A 23356-nucleotide genomic window follows, 5' to 3' on the forward strand; every position below is an offset into this window, starting at 1 on the left:
GTTTCCTGCCAGTCTGGCGGCGAAAAGGCATCGTGAACAGGGAGTGTGTGATGACGGCAATCAGTCGGGTACGTGGTCGGCAGATTCTCGACAGCAGGGGCAACCCGACCGTGGAGGCCGACGTGGTCCTCACGGACGGATCGACCGGGCGGGCGGCCGTGCCCTCTGGGGCGTCGACGGGGGCGAACGAGGCGGTCGAGTTGCGCGACGGGGACCGCACGCGCTTCCACGGCAAGGGCGTCACGACGGCGGTCGGCGCGGTGAACGGTGAGATCGCCGACGCGGTGACCGGGCTCGACGCGGAGGACCAGGCCCTGATCGACGAGACGATGATCGCGCTCGACGGGTCGAAGGACAAGGGTCGACTGGGCGCCAACGCGATCCTCGCCGTGTCCCTGGCGGCGGCGAAGGCGGCGGCGCTGGCGCACCGGCAGCCGCTCTACCGCTACGTCGGTGGCGTCGGGGCTCGCCTGCTGCCGGTGCCGATGATGAACATCATCAACGGCGGCGCACACGCCGACAACCCGCTCGACTTCCAGGAGTTCATGATCGCTCCGGTCGGAGCGCGGACGTTCGCCGAGGCGGTCCGGATGGGCTCGGAGGTCTTCCACACCCTCCGGGCGTCCCTGGCGGCGGCCGGGCACAGCACCAACGTCGGGGACGAGGGCGGCTTCGCGCCGAACTTCACGGATGCCGACGAGGCGCTGCGTTTCGTGCTGCGCGCCATCGAGGACACCGGCTACGAGCCCGGCACCGACATCACGATGTGCCTCGATCCGGCCAGCTCGGAGTTCTTCCGCGACGGCGTCTACGACTACGTCGGCGAGGGGCGCGAGCGCACCGTCGAGGAGCACGTCGACCACCTGCTCGACCTGGTCTCCCGGTACCCGGTCAGCTCCGTCGAGGACCCGATGGCGGAGGACGACATCGCCGGTTGGAAGCGGCTGACGGCGCTGGCGGGGGAGCGGGTGCAGTTGGTCGGCGACGACGTCTTCTGCACCGACGTCGACCGGCTGCGCGACGGGATCGAGGGCGGTTACGCCAACGCGATCCTGGTCAAGGTCAACCAGATCGGCACGCTCACCGAGACCCTGGCGACGGTGGACGCCGCCCACAAGGCGGGGTACCGGGTGGTGATGTCACACCGCTCCGGGGAGACCGAGGACACCACCATCGCTGACCTGGCCGTGGGCATCGGGTGCGGCCAGATCAAGACCGGTTCGCTGTCGCGCTCGGACCGCACGGCCAAGTACAACCAGCTCATCCGCATCGAGGAGGAGCTCGGCGACCGCGCTGTCTACGCCGGCAGCCGCTGAGGCACGGGACCGCGCGGCTGCCGTGCGCCCGTCAGGTCGTCTGGCTCAGCTCGGCGAGGAGCTTTTCCACCCGGGCGCGGATCTCGTCGCGGATCGGGCGGACGGCGTCGACTCCCTTGCCGGCGGGGTCCTCCAGCTGCCAGTCCTCGTAGCGTTTGCCGGGGAAGACCGGGCAGGTGTCGCCGCAGCCCATCGTCACGATGACGTCGGAGGACTCCGCGGTCGCGTACTCCAGACGTCTGGGGGTCTGGTCGGTGATGTCGATGCCGACCTCGCGCATGGCCTGCACGGCGGCGGGGTTGACCGTCTCGGCCGGCGCGGAGCCGGCCGAGCGGACCTCGACGGTGTCGCCGGCGAGGTGACGCAGCCAGCCGGCGGCCATCTGGGACCGGCCGGCGTTGTGGACGCAGACGAACAGGACGCTGGGCCTGGTGCTCATGAGGGATTGCCTTCCGGGTTACGCGGTTGCCGAGGGTGTGGGGGCGAAGAAGCGGCGGCGCGCCCACAGGGACACGTAGACCAGCCCGACCAGGACGGGCACCTCGATCAGCGGGCCGACGACCCCGGCGAGGGCTTGGCCGGAGGTGACGCCGAAGGTGCCGATCGCGACCGCGATGGCGAGCTCGAAGTTGTTGCCGGCTGCGGTGAAGGCCAGGGTGGTGGTGCGCTCGTAGCCGAGACCGATGGCCCGGCCGAGAGCGTAGGAGCCGGCCCACATGAGGGCGAAGTACACCAGCAGGGGCAGCGCGATGCGGACGACGTCCAGGGGGCGGCTGGTGATCGCGTCGCCCTGTAGCGCGAACAGGATCACGATCGTGAACAGCAACCCGTAGAGGGCGGCCGGGCCGATCCTGGGCAGGAAGCGTGCCTCGTACCAGGTTCGGCCGTTGGCGCGCTCGCCGAGACGGCGGGTGAGGTAGCCGGCGATCAGGGGGATGCCGAGGAAGATGAGCACGTTACGGGCGATGTCCCAGGCCGAGATCGTCAACTCGGCGCCGGACAACCCCAGCCACCGGGGCAGCACCGAGAGGTAGAACCAGCCGAGCAGACCGAAGGCGGCGACCTGGAAGACGGAGTTGAGCGCGACCAGGACGGCGGCGGCCTCGCGGTCACCGCGGGCGAGGTCGTTCCAGATGATGACCATGGCGATGCAGCGGGCCAGACCGACGATGATCAGGCCGGTGCGGTACGCGGGCTGGTCGGCCAGGAAGATCCAGGCCAGGGCGAACATCACGGCGGGGCCGACGAGCCAGTTGAGCACCAGCGAGGAGATCAGCAGTCGGCGGTCGCCGGTGACGGTGTCGAGCCGGTCGTAGCGGACCTTCGCGAGCACCGGGTACATCATGATCAGCAAGCCGATCGCGATCGGCAGCGAGATACCGCCGATCGTCACCGCTTCCAGCGCGCTGTCCAGACCGGGGATCAGGCGACCGAGCAGCAGGCCGGCGACCATCGCCAGCCCGATCCAGGCCGGTAGGAACTGGTCGAGTCGGGAGAGGCGACCGACCACGGCGCTCTCGGCCGGGTCGCTCTGGACGGTGCTGGTCACGAGCAGTCCGGTCGGTCGGTGGGCGCCGCTGCGGGTGCGACGGTGAGCAGTGCGGAGAGCTGGCGCAGCAGGGCCGGCCGGGCGCGGTAGTAGACCCAGGTGCCCCGGCGTTCGGCGTCGACGAGCCCGGCCTCCCGCAGCGTCCTGAGGTGGTGCGAGATGGTGGGGCCGGTCAGGTCGAACGCGGGGGTCAGATCGCAGACGCAGATCTCCCCGCTCTCGGCGGAGGCGATCATCGACAGCAGTTGCAGCCGCACCGGGTCGCCGAGCGCCTTGAACGCGGGCGCGAGCACCGCGGCTGCCTCTGCTGGCACGCGTCGCTCGGTCAGCGAGGGGCAGCAGGCCGCCGATACCGCTTGATTAGACATTGCTCTAGGTTGACACTGATCTAATCAGTGTGCAACTGTCTGATTCGACAGGCGTCGAGACAAGCATCGTTGAACGACCGACCCCACCGGGAAGGAACACCGGGATGGCTGATCCCACCGTGCGGCCCATGACCGAGGCCGACTCCGACCGGGTCCTGGCGATCTACCAGGCTGGCCTCGACGCCGGCAACGCCAGCTTCGAGATCACCGCCCCGACCTGGACGGCCTTCGACGCCGCCCGGTTGACCGGGCACCGCTTCGTTGCCGTCGACCGCGACGGCACCGTCCTGGGCTGGATCGCGGTCTCGCCCACCTCGACCCGCGCGGTCTACGCCGGAGTGGTCGAACACTCCGTCTACGTCGACCCGGCCGCCCAGGGCCGTGGCGTCGCCCGACTGCTGCTGGACGCGCTGATCACCTCCACCGAGGCCGCCGGCATCTGGACGATCCAGTCCGGGGTCTTCCCGGAGAACGCCGCCAGCATGGCGCTGCACCAGCGGGCCGGGTTCCGCGTGATCGGCGTACGCGAGCGGGTCGGGCGCCACCACGACCGCTGGCGCGACGTCGTCCTGCTCGAACGTCGCAGCCCCACCATCACCTGACGAGCCCGCGCCCCTCAGGCGGGCCACCACATCGAGGAGTCAACGGATGAACGCTCTGGACGGCCTTCCCGTCGTCGTCATCGGCGCCGGCCCGACCGGTCTCGCCGCCGCCGCGCACCTGCACGAGCGCGGCCTGCCCTTCGCCATCCTCGAAGCCGGCGACACCCCCGGTGCCGCCGTACGGCAGTGGGGGCACGTGCGCGTCTTCTCACCGTGGCGGTACAACGTCGATCCTGCCGCCCGTCGGCTCCTCGACGAGGCCGGCTGGGTCGCCCCCGACCCGGAGGCCCTGCCCACCGGCGCGGAACTCGTCGGCGACTACCTCCAGCCTCTCGCGGAGTTGCCGCAGCTCAAGCCGCACGTGCGCTACGGGGCACGCGTGGAGGCGATCAGCCGCCTCGGCCTCGACCGGCTGCGCACCGCCGGACGCGACACCGCGCCCTTCCTGCTCCGCCTCGCCGACGGCGACGAGCTGTTCGCCCGCGCCGTCATCGACGCCTCCGGCACCTGGGGTACGCCGAACGTCCTCGGCGCGTCCGGCCTGCCCGCCAGGGGAGAGGCCGACTCGGTCGCCCATCTGGAGCACGCGTTGCCGGACGTGCTCGGTGCCGACCGGGGCCGGTTCGTCGGCCGGCACACCCTCGTGGTCGGGTCCGGCCACTCGGCCGCGAACACCCTGCTGTCCCTGGCCGAGCTGTCCGCCGCCGAACCCGGCACCGAGGTGACCTGGGCGATCCGGACCGCCTCACCGACGCGTACCTACGGTGGCGGGGCGGCCGACGCCCTCCCGGCGCGAGGCGCGCTCGGCTCGCGCCTGCGGGCGCACGTCGACGCCGGGCGCATCCGGCTGCTCACCGGGTTCTCCGTGCACGCGCTCGCCCCGACCGACGGGCGGGTGAGCGTGGTCGTGCGGCACGCCGACGGCACCGACGAGTCGATCACCGTCGACCGCATCGTGGCCGCCACGGGCTTCCGACCCGACCACTCCATCGCCGCCGAGCTGCGGTTGGACCTGGATCCGGTCCTGGGCGCGACCCGTGCGCTCGCCCCACTGATCGACCCCAACGAGCACTCCTGCGGCACCGTTCCCCCGCATGGCGTGGACGAACTCGCTCACCCGGAGAGCGGCTACTACGCCGTCGGCATGAAGTCCTACGGCCGGGCGCCGACGTTCCTCATGGCCACCGGCTACGAGCAGGTCCGCTCGGTCGTGGCCGCCCTCGCCGGGGACTGGACCGCCGCCCGCGAGGTCCAGCTCGACCTGCCCGAAACCGGCGTCTGCAACAGCAACCCCGCCGAATCGGCGAGCGGCGACAACTGCTGCGGACCGGAGCCGACGGGGCGTGGACTGAGCACCGGCATCTCCGGCGGGTTGCTGTCCGCGCCGCTCAGCCTCGTTGCCCTCGACGCCTCGCCCGCGGGCGCCTGCTGCACCAGCTGATCACCGGGTACGACGACGGTGCCCGTGACCCTCGCGGCCGACGGGCACCGTCACCGCCGGCTGGCGCAGGCCACACACGTACGCGCCGACGGCCGGGCGACCAGCCGCTCGGCGGGAATGGGACGGGAGCACCGTTCGCACACGCCGTAACTGCCGTCGTCGACCCGCCGCAGCGCGTTGTCCAGCTCGGCCAGGCGTCGGCGGGCCGCGTCCAGGACGGCGGTGAGCTGCGCGCGCTCGAAGGCGATGGTGCTGCCCTCGGGGTCGTGCTCGTCGTCGGCGTTGGACGACCGGGAGGCCTCGAAGAGGCTCCGAAGGTCACCGTCCAGGGCTGCGGCCTGCGCTTCGGTCTGCTCACGCAGCCGCAGTAGTTCCTCGCGGACCGCGCTGGAGTTCCTGTCCATGGCCACTCCACCGTACCCCCGCAGTGAGCGTGGTCGCTCACATGAAGTTGCGGGTGTGCAGGGCGGACAGCGCGGCCGCCTCGTCGGGTCGGAAACCCAGCCGTACCAGTCGGCGCTGGCGGCCCTGATCCATCGCGTGTTGCAGGGCCTGCACCCGGTCGAAGCCGGCGGACACGTCGTCGGGATGCCAGCCGCCCGCCGCGAGCACCACCAGCGCGTCGAAGACGTCCGCGTTGAGGCCGGCGGTGTCGACGAGCGCGTCGTGGCGGCGGTGGATGGCCGCCCGCAGCCGATCCCGCAGCAGCGGGTCGAGCCGCGCCTGATGCTCCAGGTGCGCCATGCCGAACACCACGTGCCGGCGCTCGTCCTGCATGGCGAGCCAGCAGATCCGCCGCGTCACCGGGTCGGGGGCGAACTGGTGCAGGAACGAGAGCAGATCGACGAAGCTGCCCTCGCCGAGCACGGACAGCAGGAACGAGGCCAACGCGAAGTCGGACTCCGCGACGAGCGTGAAGAGCGACTGTCGACCGCCAGCGGATGACGTGCCCAACTCGGGGCCCCGCAGCAGTGCCCGTCGGCTGAACACCTCCATGTGCCGGGCCTCGTCGGCCATCTGCACGGCGAGAAGCTGCACCACCTCACGGAAGTGCGGATGGATCCGCCCGACGAACCGGGCCGGCACGACGAGGGCGGCCTGCTCGTTCTCGACCAGGTAGGTCATCACCTGCACCACCGCGGCCTCGACGTCGGCTGGCAGCGCGAACGGGTCGTCCCACGGAACCGCGGTCTGCGGGTCCCACTGCCGCGCCGCCGCCTGCGCGTAGAGGTGAGGAGCGACGTCGGCCCACACCAGGTCGCGGTCGTCCAGGTCGAACCGGGCCTCGGGGCCACCGGCTTCGAGCAGCGCACCCCGGGCGCCGAGCCCCCACCGTGCCGGCGGACGGCTGCGAAGTGCCGTCGGGAGGGCGGGCCCGGCGCGCTCCGCGCCGAACCAGCGGTCGTCGTCCGCCGTGCCCCGGACCACCACCGCCACCACGTCGGTCCGGTCGCCCGGCTCCGGCGCTTCGACCCGATGACCCCGGCCACGACACCAGGCGGGCAGGTGCACCGGCAGCGCCGGGTCGCGTCCGCGGACCGCCAACCGGCCTCCGGGCGGCAGACCGGCCAGGGCTCGGTGCACCAGCAGGTGTGCGCCCCGGCCGAAGCTCAGGTCACCCAGGTCGAGCTCGGCGACAGGTGCCGCGCTCACGGCCGGTAGTCCGTGGCCGTCACCCGCCCGTCAGGGGAGTAGAAACCGCTGGCGTCGACCGCGTCGGCGAGCACGTCGTACCCCGTGATGCGGCCCTCCCGCCAGGCCGTCAGCCCCTCCAGGTCGAGCAGCGGACGCACCTCTGGATCGGCGTACGACATGCCGAGCAGCAGCGTGCCGAAGAGCTGGACCCCGGCGGACTCCGGCTCGCGGACTGTCATGTTGCAGTGGTCGTACGGTGCGGTCTGCGCCACGATCCGGGTGCCCTCGGGCGGTAACGTGCCCTCCCGGACAAATGCCAGATGGTTGGCGTCGATCATGCAGGCGGCGTCGACCTCCCCGGCCAGCAGGGCGCGGGCAGCGTCGCGTTCACCGCCGATGTGGTCGCCGTGCAGGCCGACACCCACGTCGAAGCGGCGTACGTCAACAGTGACCCCGCGCGCCGCGAGGTGATCCAGCGGGATCAGCGTCGCCTGTGGACTGTCGACCGCCCCGACGGCGACCACCCGTCCGGCGAGGTCCGCGAGCTGGCGCACCGGCGAGTCGGCCGGAACCACCACGACCGAGGTGAGGTCCTGGTCGGTGTCACGCATGGTGAGCGCGCGGACGGTGGTGCCGTTGGCGACCGCCAGTCGCTCGGCGCGCAGCCAGGCCAGGGGTGAGTTCCATGCCGCGTCGATCCGTCCGGCAACGAGATCCTCGACCTGTCGCTCGTAATGCGAGTAGAGGACGAAGTCGAAGTCCAGGCCGCGTCCACGTAGCCAGGCGCGGAAGCCCTCCCAGATGGTCACCACCTTGGGGTCGTACGCGACGGCACCCATCAGGACCGATGGCGCCGGCATCAGCGGTTGGCCCCGTCGAGCAGTGGCAGGCCGGTGGCGACCCGGCCGACGAAGTCGTGCAGAGCGTCGGTGGTCGGTGCCATCACCCGGGCCGCCCGCGAGTCCCGGAAACGGCGCTCAAGGCCCAGCTCCTTGCGGAACGCGCTGCCGCCGCAGAGCTGCATCGCGCCGTCGGTCACGTCGGCGACGGTCTCGCCGGCGAGCGCCTTGACCTGGAGGACCCGCAGCATCGCGTCGTCGCGGCCGGTCTCCAGAGCGGTGAGGGTGTCGCCCAGGAAGGCGCGTAGCGCGTCGGTGCGGATCATCAGTCGGGCGAGGTCGCGGCGGGTGACGGGGGCGTCGCGCAGGGCCGCGCCGGTGTGCGCGAGCGTGGTTTTGGTGACATGCCTGCCCGCCTCCGCGACCGCGCTCTGGGCGAGACCGAGACAGAACGCGGCGTTCAGCACCAGGAACCAGGGGAGGACCGCACCGAGCGCGGTGTCGAGCCCGGCGCCGTCGGCCGCCATCATCGCCGTCGAGGGAACCCGGAGCCCGTCGGCGGTCATCGGCCGGGAGCCGTTGCCGCGCAGGCCGAGCCCGTCGAAGTCGCCCGTCACGCTCAGGCCGGCGCTGCCGGCCGGCACGAGCCACAGCGTCATCGGACCGGCGTCGGGGGTCACCGGAAGGCTCGACCAGACGTAGCTGTCCACCTCGCCGGCGGAGGTGACCCAGCTCTTGCGGGCGTCGAGGCGGACACTGCCGTCATCGGTGGCTGTCGCGGTGCCGGTGGGCGACCAGAAGTGGCTGCGGGAGCCGTACTCGGAGAACGCCAACGTGGTGAGGTGCCCGCCGGCCGCGATGTCGGCGCGGACCTCGCGCGGGCCATGCGCCTCGATGACGGCGGTCGCCGCGTAGTGCATGAGGACCACCATCGCCGTGGAGCCGCACTCGGCGGCCAGCCGCTCGACGACCTCGGCGACCACCCGCATGCCGTGGCCGCCGCCACCGACCTCGGTCGAGGAAGCCAGACCGAGCAGGCCGGCCGCAGCGAGGGCGTCGACACCCTGGCGGGGGAAGACCCCCTCCCGGTCGACAGTCGTCGCCTGCGGGCGGATCACGTCGTCGATGACGGTGCCGAGGGTGCTCGTGACATCGGTGGTGGGATGGGCATTGTCGACAGTGGTCGTCATGCTGGTGCCCCTTCGACCGAAGCGGTCAGGCCGCCGTCGACACTATCCGGTCTGGAGGACACAGCGCGAGCACCGGGTCACCCTCTGGTACGCGTTCCGTCCCGGTGCGGCCGGCCGTGCCCGTCCTCCCGGTCGATCCGCAACTCCCGCTCCAGCTCGGCGATCACCGCCCGCAGGTCGTCCAGCCGTTGGGTCAGCGCGATGCGGTCCACCTCGTCCGGTACGCCGTCGCCGTCCTCGTCGTAGTCGGGGGCCAGTCGCTCGGTCATCTCCAACCGGCGTGCCTCCTCCATCGAGTTGACGATGACCGCGATGAGGATGTTGAGCAGCAGGTTGACGGTGATGACCACGTAGCTGACGTAGTAGAGCAGTGTCCACGGCGAGATGGCCATGCCCTGCTCGATGAGGTCCGGCAGGGTTTCCAGCGACAGCAGCACGAACAGCGTCAGCAGCGACTTGCCGATGTCGCCGTACTGCTCCGGGTATCTGCTACCGAAGATCAGCCAGCCGGCCATGCCGTACACGTAGAGGGTCACCACGGCCAGGGCGAGGAACCCGGTGACGCCCGGCAGGCTGCGCCACAGCGCGGAGACGATGGTCCGCAGGCCCGGCGAGAACCGCACCAGCCGGACCATGCGGGCGACCCGCACGACGCGCAGCAGTGCCGGGTCGCCGTGCAGGCCCGGTATGAAGATGGCCGCGATCACCACGAAGTCGAACACGTTCCAGCCGTGCCGGAAGAAGTCCTGCGGACGTTTGCCGTAGGCCGCCAGCCGCACACCCATCTCGACGACGAAGACGGCGCGGAAGAGCAACTCCAGCCAGTGCAGTGCCGTGTTGGCCCGGTTCGGGTCGTCGTAGGTTTCCAGGCCGAGGACGATCCCGTTGGCGAGGATGACCACGACGATGGCGATCTCGAACGGCCGCGACCGGGCGAGCCGTGCGCAGTGGGCCGCCCAACCGGATCGGTGCTGCGGCGACGGGGTCGGCTCACCTCGCTGGGCGGGCGCGGGTGCGCCACTCACCAGTCGGCCGGCTCGAACAGGTGCGCCGGGGCCGCTGTGCGGGCCCACCTCCGGCCGTCGTGGTGGCGGTGCGGGTGGCGTGCGGGCATGCCCGTCAGCCTATCCAAGATCAATGAATGGGGGTACGGCCGTCGTGGCCACCGCACACGACGAAGACTGCGAACCGCGCCCGCTATCTAGAGTGGGTCGGTGAGTGACGCACCCCCCTTGAGCGCCGGCGACGGTGGCCCCGAGCACCCGCCCATCTGGAGCAGGCCCGAACGCGGCAGCCGTGGCCCCGCTCCCGCCCACAGCCGGGACGCCATAGTGGTGGCCGCCGTCGCCCTGGCGGACGCCGAAGGGCTCGCCGCGGTGTCGATGCGTGCCGTCGCCAGCGCGCTCGGCACCGGCGCCGGCTCCCTCTACCGGTACCTGTCGTCGCGTGACGACCTGCTGGACCTGATGACCGACCGGGTCATCGGGGAGCTGCGGCCGTACCCGCAGGCGGAGGGCGACTGGTTGGACACATGGTGCTGTTGGGCCGCCGCCAGTTGGCGCTGTTCGGCGCCCACCCGTGGCTGCTCGACGTGTTCCACCGGGCCTCCGGCGTCGGTCCCGAGACTCTGGCCTGGTTCGACAACTGCATCCGGGTCCTGGAACCCCTGCCCTGCGCGGTCACCGCCAAGTTCGAGGCCATCGCGATGATGACCGGCGTCGTGAGCCTCTTCGCCCGCCGCGAGGCCGCCGCCGGGGCCGGGGCCCTCAGCTTCGCCGGTGTCGACCTCGCGGCGTACCCGCACCTGGTCGCGGCCTTCGGTCAGCCCCCCGCGCCGGCGCCCCGGGCGGACCTCGTCGAGCGGACCCTGCGCAGCCTGCTGACCGGTCTGCTGCTCGCCGAGGCGGGCTGAGCGGATCGGCGGGTGGTGCCGGCCGATCCGTCGCCCGGCCGGTGCCAGCTGGTCTGGTTTTCGGTGGTGAGCGGGGCCGGCCTGGCCGGTGGCGGGGTCAGGCCCGCGCGGCCCGGACGGCGTCGCGCAGCGGGGTGCTCGGCCGCCCGATCAACCGGCTGAGGTCGTCGCTGTCGGTCGCCAGCTCGCCGATGGCGATCGAGTGGTCCAGTGCGGCGACGAACCCGGCCGTGCCCGCGTCGAGGCCGACGTTCTCCAGGGCCGAGGCCAGCTCGGCGGCGGACAGATCCCGGTGGACGACGGTGGTGCCGGTGACCTCCGTGACGGTTTCGGCCAACTCGTCGAAGGTGAACGCGGTGCCACCCAGTTCGTAGACGGCGTTGCCGTCCTCCTCGCGGGTCAGCGCCGCCACGGCGGCTGCCGCGTAGTCGGCCCGTGTCGCGGCGGAGACCTTGCTGCCACCGGTGGCGCCGAGGATCGTGCCGGACCCCAGGTACTGCGGCAGCTGGTCGGCGTAGTTCTCCGTGTACCAGCCGTTGCGCAGCACGGTGTAGGCGAGACCGGAGGCGGCGAGGACCTCCTCGGTGGCCTTGTGCTCCGGGGCGAGCGGGTTCGTGGTGGTGTCGGCCTTCAGGATGCTGGTGTAGACCAGCCGCTCGACCCCGGCGAGCGTGGCGGCCTCGATGACCGCGGTGTGCTGGGCGACGCGCTGACCGGGAGTGTCGCCGGAGATGAGCAGCAGACGGCGTACGCCGGCCACGGCGCCGGGCAGCGTCGACGGGTCGTCGTAGGTGGCCTTGCGGATCTCGACCCCGCGCGCGGCCAGGTCGGCGGCCTTCTCCGGGCTGCGGACGATGGCGGCGATGTCGGCGGCGGGAACCCCGGTGTCGAGCAACTGCCCGATCACCAGGCGACCCAGTCGGCCGGTGGCACCGGTGACGGCGTAGGTGGGCATGGGAACCTCCGGTGGGTAGCGGCAAATTCGTAAGCACTTACCAATCTACAGCACCAGTCGAGGCGTAACCGTCAGGTAAGCTGGTGAGGTGAGCGACATGCCCGCCCAGGACCCGGCGGGGCCTACCCAGGAATTCGTCAGCGATGTCTTCGCCCGGGGGTGCACCTCCCGTGCGGCCTTCGAGGACGTGACCTCGAAGTGGGCCTCGCTGGCTCTGCTGGCGCTCGGTGAGGGGCGCTACCGGTTCAACGCCCTGCGTCGCCGCATCGACGGGGTCAGCGAGCGGATGCTCTCCCAGACCCTGCAGACCCTCGAACGGGACGGGATGCTCACCCGCGAGGTGCTCACCGCGATCCCACCGCGCGTCGAATACTCGCTGACGCCGCTCGGCGCCCGGGTCGCCGAGCAACTGCGTGGCCTGGCCGACCTTCTGGAGGCGTCGGTGCCCGAGTTGCAGACGGCCCGCGAGCGCGAGCGGGGCTAGCGCGCGCCCGACCTCTCCCGTCGCACCGCTGGTGCCGACCGCCGGGTGCGCTGGATCAACACGACGCACGCCAGCACCACCACGGCCGCCGTGATCGAAGTCGGGGTGACGTTCTCGCCGAGCAGCAGCGCCGACCACCCGAGGGTGAGCACTGGCTGCGCGAGCTGGACCTGACCGACCTGCGCGATGCCGCCCCGGGCCAGGCCCGCGTACCAGGCGAAGAAGCCCAGGAACATCGAGACGACGGTGAGGTAGCCGAAGGCCGACCAGCCGAAGCCGTCGGCGTGCGGCCGGTCGGCCAGCGCGGCGACGATCGTGACGGGCACGGTGACGGGCAGCGACAGCAGCAGCGCCCAGCAGATCGTCCGGGCGCCGCCCAGCTCGCGGGCGAGAGCGCCGCCCTCGGCGTAGCCCAGGCCACAGAGCACGATCGCCGCGAGCAGGAACGCGTCGGGCAGGGTGATGGTGCCGCGTACCTCGCCGCTGGCGGCGAGGAGGAGGAGCACCGCCAGCAGGCCGCCGACGCTCGCGATCCAGAACAGCGGCGGCGGCCGTTCACCGGCGCGCAGCACCGCGAACACGGCCGTCATCGCGGGCAGCGCGGCGATGACGACCGCGCCGTGCGCGGAGGTCTGGGTGAGCAGCGCCAGCGAGGTGAACAACGGAAAACCGACGACAACGCCCAGGGCGACGATCACCAGCCGCCGCCGCTGACCGCGCGAGAGCCGTGGTGCGCTGGTGAGACGCAGGTACGCCCAGGCCAGCAGGCCCGCGCCGACCGCCCGCCCGAACGCGACGAACCACGGATCGAGTTGCTGGACGGCCAGGCGGGTCGCCGGCAGTGAAAGGCTGAACCCGAGCACGCCCAGCGCGCCGAGGGCGAGACCGCCGGCCCGCCGCGTTGTTACCGTGCTGGCGGCAGTAGCGCTACTATCGTCCTTCATGGAGAACGGTAACGCAGCCGCCCGCGTTATCCAAGATCTGCGCGCGCTGGTGGCCGCCACAGGTCCCGGTGCCCGACTGCCCTCGGTCCGGGAGCTGACCGCCCGGCACCAGGCCTCGCCGGTCACCGTCGCCGAGGCGATCCGGCGGTTGGTGGCCGAAGGGCTCATCGAGGCACGGCCGGGCAGAGGCACCTTCGTGGCCGCCGCGCGGGACGAGCGGCGGGCGCCCGACCTGTCCTGGCAGACCGTCGCGCTCGGCCCCCGGCCGTCCGGCGAGAGCGAGATGCAGGCTCTGCTGGCGCTACCGCGCGCCGGTGCGATCGCGTTGTCCGGCGGCTACCTGGACGCGGAGCTGCAGCCGGCCGCCGCGTTGGGCGCCGCGCTCAGCCGTGCCGCCCGCCAGCCCGCGACCTGGCAGCGCGGGCCGGTCGAGGGGCGCGAGGACCTACGCGCCTGGTTCGCCCGCGAGGCCGGGAATGGGCTGCGGGCCGAGGACATGGTGATCTGCCCCGGTGGGCAGGCCGCGCTGTCCTCGGCGGTGCGGGCGCTGACCGCCCCCGGCGACGCCCTGCTCGTCGAGTCGCCGACCTACCTGGGCGCGCTGGCCGTGGCCCGGGCCGCCGGACTCCGGGTGGTGCCCGTGCCGGCGGACGCCGACGGGGTACGCCCCGACCACCTCGCCGCCGCGTTCGCCCGCACCGGCGCGCGGCTGTTCTACTGCCAGCCGCTGCACGCCAACCCGCACGGCGCGACGCTGGCGGCTGACCGCCGGGCCCAGGTCGCCGACGTGGTACGCGACGCGGGCGCGTTCCTGATCGAGGACGACTACGCCCGCGACCTCACCATCGACGGTCCGGCCCCACCGCCGCTGGCCGCCGACGACCCCGACGGGCACGTCATCTATCTGCGCTCGTTGACCAAGTCGACGGCGCCCGGGCTGCGCGTCGCGGCGATCGGCGCCCGCGGACCGGCCGGCGCCCGGTTGCGCGCGGCACGGCTGCTCGACGACTTCTTCGTGGCTGGCCCACTGCAACAGGCGGCGCTGGAGTTCCTCACCTCCCCGGCCTGGCCGCGGCACCGCCGCACCCTCGCCACGGCCCTCCGCACGCGCCGCGAGGAGTTGCTGGCCGCGCTGCGGCGACACCTCCCCAGCCTCTGTCCGCAGTCGGTCCCGCGTGGCGGCCTGCATCTGTGGATCCGCCTGCCCGACGGCGTCGACGACGTGGCGGTGACCGCTGCCGCTGCCGCCGAGGGCGTCATCGTCTTTCCGGGTCGCCCCTGGTACGCCGCCGAACCTCCGGCGCCGCACCTGCGCCTCACCTACGCCGCCGCACCCGACCTCATGGACGAGGCCGTGCGCCGCCTCGCCCGCGCTCTGCGTGGAGAGCGTGCACCTGTCTAGTTGGTGCCCTGGGGGCAGACCGTGGTCACCTCGGCCAGGTAGCTCGCGAGCGTGGGCAGGCCAGCCTCGGCGCGGCGTCGTTCGACATCGGCCCCGTCCCTGATCGGGGTGGCCGGGACGGGCCCGCCGGGTCCCCAGCGGATCTGCGTCCCGTACTCCTGGGGCTCGTCCTTGCCGGTCGCGACCCGGTCCTGGAGGTAGGCGACATTGCCCGGCGAAACCTGGCCGGCGGCGACGGCCGCGCGTAGCAGGCCCAGCGCCTCCTGCCGGAAGGCGAGATCCAGGTCGGAGTGTTGTGCGATGGCGCTCCAGCATCGCGACCAACTCGTCGTGCAGCGCCCTGTCGAAGGCGACGTCTCAGGCGTTGAGCGTTTCGCGGGGCGGTACGCCGTAGCTCGCGTGGTAGCGGGCCGTGAACCTGCTGTGGCTGGCGAACCCCCACCGACTGGCGATCGCCGACACGGTCTCCCGGCGGGGGTCGGCGCGCACCAGGTCGTGATGGGCGCGGTCGAGCCGGATCCGACGCAGGTACGCCGTCGGGGTGGTGCCGAGATGACGGCGGAAGGCGAGCTGCACCGCCCGCAGGGAGACGCCGGCCGCACCGGCGATGTCGGCCGCGTTGATGTCCCGGTCGGCGTGCTCCTCGACGAACGCGACCGCCCGTCGCAACGTGGCGGTGCTGGCGTCGTTCCGATCCGCGGTGGTCGGTTCGGTGAACGCGGTGTTGGGAAACACCGTGAGCGCCGCCGCGGCGAGCATCCGCGCGGCATTGCCGATCACCAGCGGCTGCACCCCGTTGGTCAGGCTGTTCCGCAGGACGTCGCTGACGAAGCTGGTGGTGTTGCGCCACTGCCGGGCGAGTGCCCCACTGACGGGACCCAGATCGGTGAATCGGATCCGACCGGGCCGCCGCGTCGGCGCCGTGGTGGCCACCTGCGTCAGCACCGACAGGTCCAGCACACAGAGTTCCACCTCGCCGGGATGCCACCGTACGCGGCACGGCTCCTCGGGTCTGGTGACGAGGAGGACGTCGCCGGGCGTGAACCGGTCGGTCGACCCGTCGCAGGAGCGCTCGCCACGGGCGGTCCGGGCGCTGCCGACGACCAACCCGCCGAGGGTGGTGGCATCGATCTCGAGATGCCCGGTCTGGCGGGTGGTCGAAACGGCGAAGGGGCCGGCGTCGACACGGTGATGGCTGAGCCGGTATCCGTTCCTGCTGTGGATGCGCAGTTTCGTGTCGTACACGGTGGACAGAAACTGGTGAATGGTGACCGGGTCACGGCTCTCGAACTGGTCGGTCTGCAGTGGTGTTGACGACATCCGCTGTCTCCGTCCGGTGCGGGTGCCGCCGGTTGGTGAAACGGTGTCGGCGGCGAGATCGGGACGTGCCGGAATGCTCGGCGGTGACCCGGCACGTCGTTGGCCGGCGGTGCGGTGCGGTGGGGTGAGGTGGGGGTCGCGAGCGGGACGGCAGCGACCGGTCGAGGGCGTCGGATCTGGTGTGACCGATGGGTGTCGTGAGGACGCAATATCTGTCGATGGGAATGTCACCTTACGACAATCACGTCGCGTCGTCCCGCGAATCGCTGCGATGTGTCGGTAGGTCGACTTCGCTTTCCGGCTAGCGCGCCAACTGTTTCTACGCCTGCTGATCTAGCCACCCTCGTCGCCGGCAGCGAAATCTTGTTCATGATTCCCCCGGGAGTCGGAGGACGACCGGGCCACCGCCGGGTGACCGGCCTACGGAAGGAGGAGCGTTGGACAGTACCGATCCTGACCGCGTCGTTCGGCTGGCCGTGGCCGAGGCGCTGGCCCGGGTGGCGGACGAGGACAGCCTGGGGCTGGGCGAGGGGGACGCGGTCGAGCGGCTCGGCCGCGCTCTGCGCGAGGTGCTGCGCCGCGCACTCGACGACCGGGTGCCCCTGACCACGCCGGACTTCGTCGACCTCTGCCGTGACCTGGGTCTGAACCGGGACGCCTTCGACCTGCTGGGGCATTACCTGATGACCGCGCTGTTGGCCCACCACGTCGGACCGGACGCCCTGATTCGCGTCGGGGTGCTCTTCGGCACCGTCGGGCGGTACCTGCCCGGTGCCCGCCCGGTCGGGCAGCGCAACGGCGGCCCCGCGCCACGGCGACGCGACGTGCGCGCGGACAACAGCGTCGTCGGCCGGTACCGTCGCACGAAGCTGCCGGAGCACCTTCCCAGCCCACCGAGCTGGACCTGCACCGGGTGTGGTCGTGAATGGCCCTGCGCCACGAAGCAGAGCCAACTGCTCGCCGAGTTCGGTGGCGCACGCGCCGCCCTCGCGGTCTATCTCGGCTCCTGTCTCGTCGCCGCCGCCCAGGACCTGCCCACGGTGCCGCTGCCCCGGGTCCGGCTCCGATTCCTGGGCTGGCTGCCCCGCGCCCGGATCTGACCAGGACGCCCCGGTCCGCCGGTCGTCGGAGACCTGCCGACGGCACCCGGACCGGCGTGGGCACTAGTCAGCGGGGATATCGATGCGATGGAATGTGATCCACGCATCGCGCCCCGGGAGGACACCGATGACGCCTGCTCCGTCGCCCACCAGCATCCGCGCCCGCGCCGCCGTCGTCCTGGTCGGCCTGCTGGTCGCGGCACTACCGGCGGCCCCGGTGACCGCCTCTCCGCGGACCGCTACCCCGATCGCGGCGGAGTCGGCGGCGCGGCATCGCCCGCTGCCCGCGCACGTCCGGGGCAACCAGACGGTCCCCGCCTACTCCTACGCCGACGCGATCCGGGAGAGCGTGTGGGTCCAGACCTCCGCCGACAGCGATGGTGACGGTGTGCGGGACCGGGTGGCCGTGGACCTCGTCCGGCCCCGGGAGGCCGCGGCCGCAGGGGTCCGCGTACCGGTCATCATGGACGCCTCGCCCTACTACCTCTGCTGTGGCCGGGGCAACGAGAGTGAACTGAAGACGTACGACGCGGCCGGTGTGATCGCCAAGGCGCCGCTGTTCTACGACAACTACTTCGTCCCACGCGGGTACGCCTTCGCCGCCGTGGACCTGGCGGGCACCGCCCGCTCCACCGGCTGCGAGGACGTCGGCGGCCCGGCCGAGGTGGGCAGCGCCAAGGCGGTGGTGGACTGGCTCAACGGGCGGGCCCGCGCGTACACCGCCGACGGGCGGCCGGTGAGCGCCGCCTGGAGCACCGGCCAGGTGGGCATGATCGGCAAGTCGTGGGACGGTTCGGTCGCCAACGGGGTCGCCGCCACGGGCGTGCAGGGGCTGGCCACGATCGTCCCGATCTCGGCCATCTCCAGCTGGTACGACTACATGCGCTACCAGGGCAACCTGCGGACCACCGACTACCCCGGCTACCTGCACTCGTACGTCAGTGGCCGCACCGACGAGGCCTGCGCGGACGCTCTGGCCCGGCTGCGCGCGGACAGCGCCGAGGAGACCGGTGACTACAACGCGTTCTGGGCGCAGCGCGACTACCGGCCCTCGGCCGGCCGGGTCCAGGCCAGTGTCTTCGTGGCGCACGGCGTCAACGACCTGAACGTCACCACCAACCAGTTCGCCCGCTGGTGGCAGGAGTTGGCCGACCAGGGCGTGCCCCGCAAGCTCTGGCTCTACCAGGCCGGCCACGAGGACCCGTTCGACGTTCGACGCGCCGAGTGGGTGACAGCCCTGCACCGCTGGTTCGACTTCTGGTTGCAGGGGCTGCGCAACGGGGTGATGAACGAGCCACGCGTCGACCTGGAGACGGCTCCGGGCGCCTGGACGACGCAGCGGGACTGGCCCGCCCCCGGCACCCGCGACGTCCGGGTCGCCCTCGGCGCCGGCGACGGCGTGACCGGGACCCTCGGCGGGCGCGGCGCGCGACCGGGCCGGGAGCAGGCGTACGTCGACGCGTCACTGCCCGAGGCCGAGCTGGTCGCCCAGCCGAACACCGCGACCGCCGGGCGACTGGTCTTCCTCTCCGGTGCCCTGACCACGCCGCTGCGGATCTCCGGCAGCCCCTCGGTGCGGCTGCGGGTGCGGGTGGACCGGCCCACCACCGAGCTGACCGCCCGACTGGTCGACTACGGCACCGCCGAGCGGATCCGTTATGACAGCTCGGAAGGTGTGCGGACATTGGCAACCGAGTCCTGCTGGGGAGCCTCCACCGACGTCGACGACGCCTGCTACCGGGACACCGAGGAGATCACCGCGGTCTCCGACCACGCGGTGCTGACCCGCGGATGGCTCGACGCCGCGCACCACCGCTCGCTGCGGTTCAGCACACCCCTGCGGCCGGACCGCTGGTACACGGTGACCGTGCCGCTGAACGCGTACGACGCGATGCTGCCCGCTGGGCACGTGCTCGGCCTGGTCCTCGGCCAGAGCGACCCGGATTTCACCGAGACCGACGACCAGGACGCCACCGTACGGGTCGACCTCGGCCGCAGCGAGCTGATCCTTCCGGTCGCCGGCCGCGCCGGGTTGCCCGCCGTGGACGTCGCGCCGCCGGTGGTCACCGCGCCCGCCGACCCGTCGGCCGCCCGGACGGCTGGTGACACACGGCAGGTGCCCTGACCCGACGGGGCCTCGATCGGGCACCACGCGCGGTCGCGGTGTCACCCCCTGCTGCCCCGGCCGGGCCACAAACAGGCCGGGGCAGGGTGTTCATCGTGGGCACGCGTCCCGTACGACGGGTGTTCACCGCGCTCTCCGAAGCTCCTTGATCGAAAGAGCATTCGCTTGATCGAGGAGAGGCTCTCACGTGAGAGACAGACAACCCGAAGAGACCGAGCACGCGCAGCTGTCACGGCGCAAGCTGGTCAAGTACGCGGGCGTCGGCGCGACGCTGGCTGCGGCCAGCCCACTCGTCGGCGCGGGCGCGGCGTGGGCCGACGAGGAGCGTCGGCCCGGTGACGACGACAAGAGCGACCGGGGCGGCTCCAAGAACCGGGTGTGGCGTGCGGGCGACCACCACATCCACTCCGAGTACAGCGGCGAGTTCGACACCACGAAGTCCCCGATCGTCTTCCACAAGGGCGCGGACGCGGTCTACCCGATCGTCACCAACGCCATCATGGCGAAGAACTTCGGTCTGACCTGGGCCATGTGCACCGACCACGGTGGACCGACGCACTCAAAGGTGAACATCGAACAGGCGTACCCGGACCTGCTGCGTTCGCGCAAGCTGGTCCCCGAGGTGCTCCAGTTCTGGGGCATGGAGTTCGACGCGCCCTCGCTGGACCACCACACGCTGATGATCCCGCGCCACGACGACGAGGCGAAGCAGCTCTTCGAGCTGGAGAGCCGGTTCGCGAAGTACGACGCGTTCCCCACCGACCCGGCCCGGGACACCGAGGCGAAGATGGTGGAGTTCCTCAAGGTTGCCCGGGGCATGCCGCACAAGCCGCTGGTGATCGCCCACCACGCGTCGCGTTCGGCGCCCGGTCTCGGCGTCTACGGCCAGGACACCCCGCGCGAGTTCCGCAACGGCAACAACGCCGCGCCGGACGTCTACATCGGTTTCGAGGGCGCGCCCGGGCACCAGGCCGGCCCTCTCAACGGTGGCAAGCGCGGCGGTTACGGCAACCACCCCACATACGGCGGCTTCGACCAGATGACCGCCCGGGTCGGCGGCCTGTGGGACTCGCTGCTCGGCGAGGGCCGGCGCTGGTGGATCACCGCGACCTCGGACTCGCACGTGCACTGGACCCGCGGCGGCTCCGACTTCTGGCCGGGCGAGTACAGCAAGACGTACGTGCACGCGCGCCAGGACTACGGCGACATCATGGACGGTCTGCGCAACGGCCGGATCTGGGTCACCACCGGCGACCTGATCCGCAGCCTCGACGTCACCGCCACGTCCCAGGGCCGGACCGCCGACGTGGGCGAGACCATCACGGTCAGCCGTCGTAGCCGTACCGACGTCGAGATCGAGATCACGTTCCGTCCACTGGGCGGCCCGAACGCGAACGGCGACCGCCCCGAGGTCCGCCGGGTCGACCTGATCGTCGGCCAGATCACCGGACCGAGCGCCAGCCTGGACGCCGACACCAACCCCACCACCACTGTGGCGGCCCGGTTCGGTCCGCGGGACTGGCGCCGCAAGGGTGACAGCTACGTCATCCGGCACACGCTGCGCAACGTCGAGGCCGACACCTACGCGCGCGTGCGGGGCACCAGCACCGACGAGGCCGAGCCGCTCGCCGACGGGCTGGAGAGCCCGTGGGACGACCTGTGGTTCTACTCGAACCCGGTGTTCGTGCACGTGCGCTGACCCGGCCCGGCAGTAACACCGGGTCCGTCCTGCGCCGCTCGACGTACGACAATCGGGCGGTGCGGGGCGGACCCGCGCCGCGTTCCCGCCCCCGTCGGTGCCCGTCAGTCGGTGTCGCGGCGGCGGGCTCGGGGGGCGGTGGTCCGCACGCCTCGTCCGGGCGCGGCGCCGGTGCGGCTCGTCGTCGGTGCCGGGGTGGGTTGCACCTGAGCCACCACCTCGCAGAGGTCGCGCAGCGGGTCCACCGCCTGGGCCGAGCAGGCGACCTGTTGGAGCAGCGTCCGTAGCGTCGCCGCGTCGGCTGGCGCGAGCGACCCCAGCAGGTGCGACTCCACCTGCCGCAGCGCCGAGCGCCGCTGCTCCCAGGCGGCGCGGCCGGCGTCGGTGACGTCGATCAGCCGGTTGCGCCGGTCCGCCGGGTCCGCGCGACGGGCGACGAAGCCGGGCCGTTCCAGGTCGTCGATCAGGTACGTGAGGACGGTGCGGTCGAGGCCGAGCTCCTCGGCGATCGCCCCCTGGTTGCGGGACGGCCCGTTGATCGCCGCCGTGAGCAACTGGTAGCCGCGTGGACCGCCGGGGAAGTCGGTGAGTGTGTGCTCGGCCGCCCGGACGTAGCCACGGAAGACGATCCCGAGCATCCAGCCCAGGTCGTCGTCGAGCGGATCGGGCCGGTCCGGCCGGTGAGTGGCACCCGTCATCCCCCGACAGTAGCGCAGTGACGCAGACCTTGTTGGCAGAAGATGTTCTGAGTGGCATAAGGTTGAGGTCATGACGCATCGCCTGAGGCGTCGTGCGAATCGGGAGGCTCACAGATGAGCGACTACGGCCACGACCTGGTCTTCGGATCCTTCGTCACCCCCAGCAATGACGATCCGGACCGTACGGTCGGCGTCGCCGTCCTGTCCGAGCAGATCGGGCTGGACCTGGTCACCTTCCAGGACCACCCGTACCAGCCGGCGTTCCTCGACACCTGGACGTTGCTGAGCTTCGTGGCGGCCCGGACCAACCGCGTGCACCTGGCGGCGAACGTGACGAACCTGCCGCTGCGCCCGCCAGCGGTGCTCGCCCGCAGCGTGGCCAGCCTGGACCTGCTCAGCGGCGGCCGGGTCGGCCTCGGCCTCGGCGCTGGAGCGTTCTGGGATGCCATCGAGGCGATGGGCGGCCGGCGGTTGACCCCCGGCCAGGGCGTACGCGCGTTGGAGGAGGCCCTTGAGGTCATCCGTCAGCTCTGGGACACCGAGACGCGCGGTGGAGTGCGGGTCGACGGCGAGTTCCACCGGGTGGTGGGCGCCAAGCGCGGGCCGGCCCCGGCGCACGCGGTGCCGATCTGGTTGGGCGCGTACAAGCCTCGGATGCTCCAGCTCACCGGTCGCCGGGCCGACGGTTGGCTGCCCTCGCTGGGCTACCTGCAACCCGGTGACCTGGCCAAGGGCAACGCGATCATCGACGACGCCGCACAGCAGGCCGGCCGGGCACCGCAGGACGTGCGCCGGCTGCTCAACATCTCCGGCGAGTTCTCGGTCGTCGGGCGCGGTCAACTGAACGGGCCTGCCGAGCAGTGGGCGCGGGAGCTGACCGAGCTGGCGCTGGGGGATGGTGTCAGCACCTTCATCCTCGCCAGCGACGACCCCGACGACCTGCGCCGGTTCGCCGGCGAGGTGGCCCCCGCCGTCCGCGAGTTGGTCGCGGCCGAGCGCGAGCGGGCTGCGTCGCCGGAGCGAACGCCGACTCCGGATCGGGCGGCGGAGCCGGAGCTGGCGGCAGAGCCGGAGTTGGCTGCGGAGCCGGCGCCGGTCGCCGCCGCGCCGGTACGGGCGAGTCGCGCGAGCGTGACCGGCGGCGCGTTCGCCGTGGTGCCAACCCCCGACGACGGCGTGCGGCGCAGCGACCAGCAGGCCTGGGACGAGTCGGTCCGGCCGACCGGGCCGACGCCCGACCCGGGCCGCACCTACACCCCGCACGAGCAGGCCACCGGTGCGCACCTGGTGCAGATCCACGACGGCCTGCGCGCCGAGCTGGCCCAGATCCATGACCTGATCGAGCAGGTGGCGGCCGGCGAGATCGACGCGGGCACGGCCCGGTCGCACATCAACACCATGACCATGCGGCAGAACCGGTGGACGCTCGGCGTCTACTGCGAGTCGTACTGCCGCATCGTCACCACCCACCACACGATCGAGGACCAGTCGCTCTTTCCCCGGCTGCGGGCGCGTGACCCGCGGCTCGGCCCGGTCGTCGACCGGCTGGAGCAGGAGCACCACGTCATCCACGACGTGTTGGAGGGCGTCGACCGGGCCCTCGTCGCGTACGTCGGGTCTCCGGACGGTCTGACCGAGCTGCGGGCGGCGGTGGACCTGCTGACCGACGCCCTGCTGTCGCACCTCAGCTACGAGGAGCGGGAGCTGGTCGAGCCGTTGGCCCGGTTGGGCATCGCCTGATCGGCACGGCCCCCTCCGGGCGGCAGGGGTTGCCTCG

23 protein-coding genes are annotated in these 23356 nt (G+C 72.1%); 10 read left to right on the forward strand and 13 right to left on the reverse strand.

Annotated features, from left to right (window positions below; genetic code table 11):
• The first annotated feature begins 50 nt into the window (after positions 1–50).
• Positions 51–1316, forward strand: a complete 1266-nt coding sequence (gene eno / locus CLT68_RS19520; protein ID WP_099852669.1) for a phosphopyruvate hydratase — start codon at positions 51–53, stop codon at positions 1314–1316.
• Positions 1317–1347: 31 nt separating this feature from the next.
• Here the strand turns inward: eno and CLT68_RS19525 are convergent, their stop codons facing one another.
• From CLT68_RS19525 to CLT68_RS19535, 3 genes are read right to left on the reverse strand one after another with little or no spacing between them, the layout of a single operon-like run.
• Entirely contained in the window at positions 1348–1755 is a 408-nt protein-coding gene (locus CLT68_RS19525; protein ID WP_099852671.1) for an arsenate reductase ArsC, read from the reverse strand.
• Positions 1756–1773: 18 nt separating this feature from the next.
• Complete coding sequence (gene arsB, locus CLT68_RS19530; RefSeq protein ID WP_099852674.1) at positions 1774–2865, reverse strand: ACR3 family arsenite efflux transporter; 1092 nt, start codon at positions 2863–2865, stop codon at positions 1774–1776.
• Complete coding sequence (locus CLT68_RS19535) at positions 2862–3233, reverse strand: metalloregulator ArsR/SmtB family transcription factor (protein ID WP_099852677.1); 372 nt, start codon at positions 3231–3233, stop codon at positions 2862–2864. Before CLT68_RS19535 ends, arsB begins: the two co-directional genes overlap by 4 nt.
• Positions 3234–3337: 104 nt before the next feature.
• Here CLT68_RS19535 and CLT68_RS19540 point away from each other — a divergent pair, with 104 nt between their 5' ends.
• The gene (locus CLT68_RS19540; RefSeq protein WP_099852680.1) at positions 3338–3835 is read left to right on the forward strand and encodes a GNAT family N-acetyltransferase; all 498 of its coding nucleotides are present in this window, start codon (positions 3338–3340) and stop codon (positions 3833–3835) included.
• A gap of 46 nt (positions 3836–3881) precedes the next feature.
• A complete protein-coding gene (locus tag CLT68_RS19545) occupies positions 3882–5276 on the forward strand; it encodes an FAD-dependent oxidoreductase (protein ID WP_099852683.1) in 1395 nt (464 codons plus the stop codon).
• Positions 5277–5326: 50 nt separating this feature from the next.
• Here CLT68_RS19545 and CLT68_RS19550 read toward each other — a convergent pair whose 3' ends face one another.
• From CLT68_RS19550 to CLT68_RS19570, 5 genes are all read right to left on the reverse strand, one after another.
• On the reverse strand, positions 5327–5680 hold the full coding sequence (locus tag CLT68_RS19550; RefSeq protein ID WP_088947824.1) for a TraR/DksA family transcriptional regulator: 354 nt from the start codon (positions 5678–5680) through the stop codon (positions 5327–5329).
• A 37-nt stretch (positions 5681–5717) separates the two neighbouring features.
• On the reverse strand, positions 5718–6929 hold the full coding sequence (locus tag CLT68_RS19555) for a sulfurtransferase TusA family protein (protein ID WP_099852686.1): 1212 nt from the start codon (positions 6927–6929) through the stop codon (positions 5718–5720).
• The gene (locus CLT68_RS19560; RefSeq protein ID WP_099852689.1) at positions 6926–7771 is read right to left on the reverse strand and encodes a PhnD/SsuA/transferrin family substrate-binding protein; all 846 of its coding nucleotides are present in this window, start codon (positions 7769–7771) and stop codon (positions 6926–6928) included. The genes CLT68_RS19555 and CLT68_RS19560 overlap by 4 nt, the downstream gene beginning before the upstream one ends.
• Positions 7771–8940: an acyl-CoA dehydrogenase family protein gene (locus CLT68_RS19565; protein WP_099852691.1), complete on the reverse strand. Its 1170-nt coding sequence runs from the start codon at positions 8938–8940 to the stop codon at positions 7771–7773. The genes CLT68_RS19560 and CLT68_RS19565 overlap by 1 nt, the downstream gene beginning before the upstream one ends.
• A gap of 77 nt (positions 8941–9017) precedes the next feature.
• Positions 9018–9965: an ion transporter gene (locus tag CLT68_RS19570; RefSeq protein WP_099852694.1), complete on the reverse strand. Its 948-nt coding sequence runs from the start codon at positions 9963–9965 to the stop codon at positions 9018–9020.
• A 506-nt stretch (positions 9966–10471) separates the two neighbouring features.
• Between CLT68_RS19570 and CLT68_RS33870 the strand changes: the two genes are divergently transcribed.
• Positions 10472–10852, forward strand: a complete 381-nt coding sequence (locus CLT68_RS33870) for a hypothetical protein (RefSeq protein ID WP_486482474.1) — start codon at positions 10472–10474, stop codon at positions 10850–10852.
• Between the two features lie 97 nt (positions 10853–10949).
• Here CLT68_RS33870 and CLT68_RS19580 read toward each other — a convergent pair whose 3' ends face one another.
• Positions 10950–11807 carry an NAD(P)H-binding protein gene (locus CLT68_RS19580; RefSeq protein WP_099852696.1) on the reverse strand — a complete coding sequence of 286 codons (858 nt, stop codon included), beginning with the start codon at positions 11805–11807 and terminating at the stop codon, positions 10950–10952.
• 97 nt (positions 11808–11904) lie between these two features.
• Here CLT68_RS19580 and CLT68_RS19585 point away from each other — a divergent pair, with 97 nt between their 5' ends.
• Positions 11905–12291: a winged helix-turn-helix transcriptional regulator gene (locus CLT68_RS19585; RefSeq protein ID WP_099857360.1), complete on the forward strand. Its 387-nt coding sequence runs from the start codon at positions 11905–11907 to the stop codon at positions 12289–12291.
• On the opposite strand, the gene CLT68_RS19590 is transcribed toward CLT68_RS19585, so the two are convergent.
• Complete coding sequence (locus CLT68_RS19590) at positions 12288–13235, reverse strand: DMT family transporter (RefSeq protein WP_099852699.1); 948 nt, start codon at positions 13233–13235, stop codon at positions 12288–12290. The two genes, CLT68_RS19585 and CLT68_RS19590, sit on opposite strands and share 4 nt — an antisense overlap.
• Here CLT68_RS19590 and CLT68_RS19595 point away from each other — a divergent pair.
• Positions 13234–14637, forward strand: a complete 1404-nt coding sequence (locus tag CLT68_RS19595) for an aminotransferase-like domain-containing protein (RefSeq protein ID WP_099852702.1) — start codon at positions 13234–13236, stop codon at positions 14635–14637. The genes CLT68_RS19590 and CLT68_RS19595 overlap by 2 nt on opposite strands.
• Here CLT68_RS19595 and CLT68_RS33875 read toward each other — a convergent pair.
• On the reverse strand, positions 14634–14939 hold the full coding sequence (locus CLT68_RS33875; protein WP_486482445.1) for a DUF6624 domain-containing protein: 306 nt from the start codon (positions 14937–14939) through the stop codon (positions 14634–14636). The genes CLT68_RS19595 and CLT68_RS33875 overlap by 4 nt on opposite strands.
• A gap of 55 nt (positions 14940–14994) precedes the next feature.
• On the reverse strand, positions 14995–15957 hold the full coding sequence (locus CLT68_RS19600) for a helix-turn-helix domain-containing protein (RefSeq protein ID WP_099852704.1): 963 nt from the start codon (positions 15955–15957) through the stop codon (positions 14995–14997).
• A 437-nt stretch (positions 15958–16394) separates the two neighbouring features.
• Here CLT68_RS19600 and CLT68_RS33880 point away from each other — a divergent pair, with 437 nt between their 5' ends.
• The 3 genes from CLT68_RS33880 (at position 16395) to CLT68_RS19615 (ending at position 20881) form a co-directional block, all read left to right on the forward strand.
• Complete coding sequence (locus CLT68_RS33880; protein ID WP_486482242.1) at positions 16395–17057, forward strand: hypothetical protein; 663 nt, start codon at positions 16395–16397, stop codon at positions 17055–17057.
• 127 nt (positions 17058–17184) lie between these two features.
• A complete protein-coding gene (locus CLT68_RS19610) occupies positions 17185–19182 on the forward strand; it encodes a Xaa-Pro dipeptidyl-peptidase (protein WP_099852706.1) in 1998 nt (665 codons plus the stop codon).
• Between the two features lie 187 nt (positions 19183–19369).
• The gene (locus CLT68_RS19615; RefSeq protein WP_088947833.1) at positions 19370–20881 is read left to right on the forward strand and encodes a CehA/McbA family metallohydrolase domain-containing protein; all 1512 of its coding nucleotides are present in this window, start codon (positions 19370–19372) and stop codon (positions 20879–20881) included.
• A 104-nt stretch (positions 20882–20985) separates the two neighbouring features.
• On the opposite strand, the gene CLT68_RS19620 is transcribed toward CLT68_RS19615, so the two are convergent.
• Positions 20986–21579, reverse strand: coding sequence for a MarR family winged helix-turn-helix transcriptional regulator (locus CLT68_RS19620; RefSeq protein WP_088947834.1), 594 nt, complete (start codon positions 21577–21579; stop codon positions 20986–20988).
• A 114-nt stretch (positions 21580–21693) separates the two neighbouring features.
• Between CLT68_RS19620 and CLT68_RS19625 the strand changes: the two genes are divergently transcribed.
• A complete protein-coding gene (locus CLT68_RS19625) occupies positions 21694–23319 on the forward strand; it encodes an LLM class flavin-dependent oxidoreductase (RefSeq protein ID WP_099852709.1) in 1626 nt (541 codons plus the stop codon).
• Positions 23320–23356: the final 37 nt, after the last annotated feature.

Source organism: Micromonospora sp. CNZ299 (genome assembly GCF_002754415.1).

Bases quoted from the DNA above. Each gene is read 5' to 3' on its own strand.
- eno (WP_099852669.1), top strand. From the start codon at position 51: ATGACGGCAATCAGTCGGGTACGTGGTCGGCAGATTCTCGACAGCAGG.
- CLT68_RS19525 (WP_099852671.1), bottom strand. From the start codon at position 1,755: ATGAGCACCAGGCCCAGCGTCCTGTTCGTCTGCGTCCACAACGCCGGC.
- CLT68_RS19535 (WP_099852677.1), bottom strand. From the start codon at position 3,233: ATGTCTAATCAAGCGGTATCGGCGGCCTGCTGCCCCTCGCTGACCGAG.
- CLT68_RS19540 (WP_099852680.1), top strand. From the start codon at position 3,338: ATGGCTGATCCCACCGTGCGGCCCATGACCGAGGCCGACTCCGACCGG.
- CLT68_RS19545 (WP_099852683.1), top strand. From the start codon at position 3,882: ATGAACGCTCTGGACGGCCTTCCCGTCGTCGTCATCGGCGCCGGCCCG.
- CLT68_RS19550 (WP_088947824.1), bottom strand. From the start codon at position 5,680: ATGGACAGGAACTCCAGCGCGGTCCGCGAGGAACTACTGCGGCTGCGT.
- CLT68_RS19560 (WP_099852689.1), bottom strand. From the start codon at position 7,771: ATGCCGGCGCCATCGGTCCTGATGGGTGCCGTCGCGTACGACCCCAAG.
- CLT68_RS19565 (WP_099852691.1), bottom strand. From the start codon at position 8,940: ATGACGACCACTGTCGACAATGCCCATCCCACCACCGATGTCACGAGC.
- CLT68_RS33870 (WP_486482474.1), top strand. From the start codon at position 10,472: ATGGTGCTGTTGGGCCGCCGCCAGTTGGCGCTGTTCGGCGCCCACCCG.
- CLT68_RS19580 (WP_099852696.1), bottom strand. From the start codon at position 11,807: ATGCCCACCTACGCCGTCACCGGTGCCACCGGCCGACTGGGTCGCCTG.
- CLT68_RS19585 (WP_099857360.1), top strand. From the start codon at position 11,905: ATGCCCGCCCAGGACCCGGCGGGGCCTACCCAGGAATTCGTCAGCGAT.
- CLT68_RS19595 (WP_099852702.1), top strand. From the start codon at position 13,234: ATGGAGAACGGTAACGCAGCCGCCCGCGTTATCCAAGATCTGCGCGCG.
- CLT68_RS19590 (WP_099852699.1), bottom strand. From the start codon at position 13,235: ATGAAGGACGATAGTAGCGCTACTGCCGCCAGCACGGTAACAACGCGG.
- CLT68_RS19600 (WP_099852704.1), bottom strand. From the start codon at position 15,957: ATGTCGTCAACACCACTGCAGACCGACCAGTTCGAGAGCCGTGACCCG.
- CLT68_RS19610 (WP_099852706.1), top strand. From the start codon at position 17,185: ATGACGCCTGCTCCGTCGCCCACCAGCATCCGCGCCCGCGCCGCCGTC.
- CLT68_RS19620 (WP_088947834.1), bottom strand. From the start codon at position 21,579: ATGACGGGTGCCACTCACCGGCCGGACCGGCCCGATCCGCTCGACGAC.
- CLT68_RS19625 (WP_099852709.1), top strand. From the start codon at position 21,694: ATGAGCGACTACGGCCACGACCTGGTCTTCGGATCCTTCGTCACCCCC.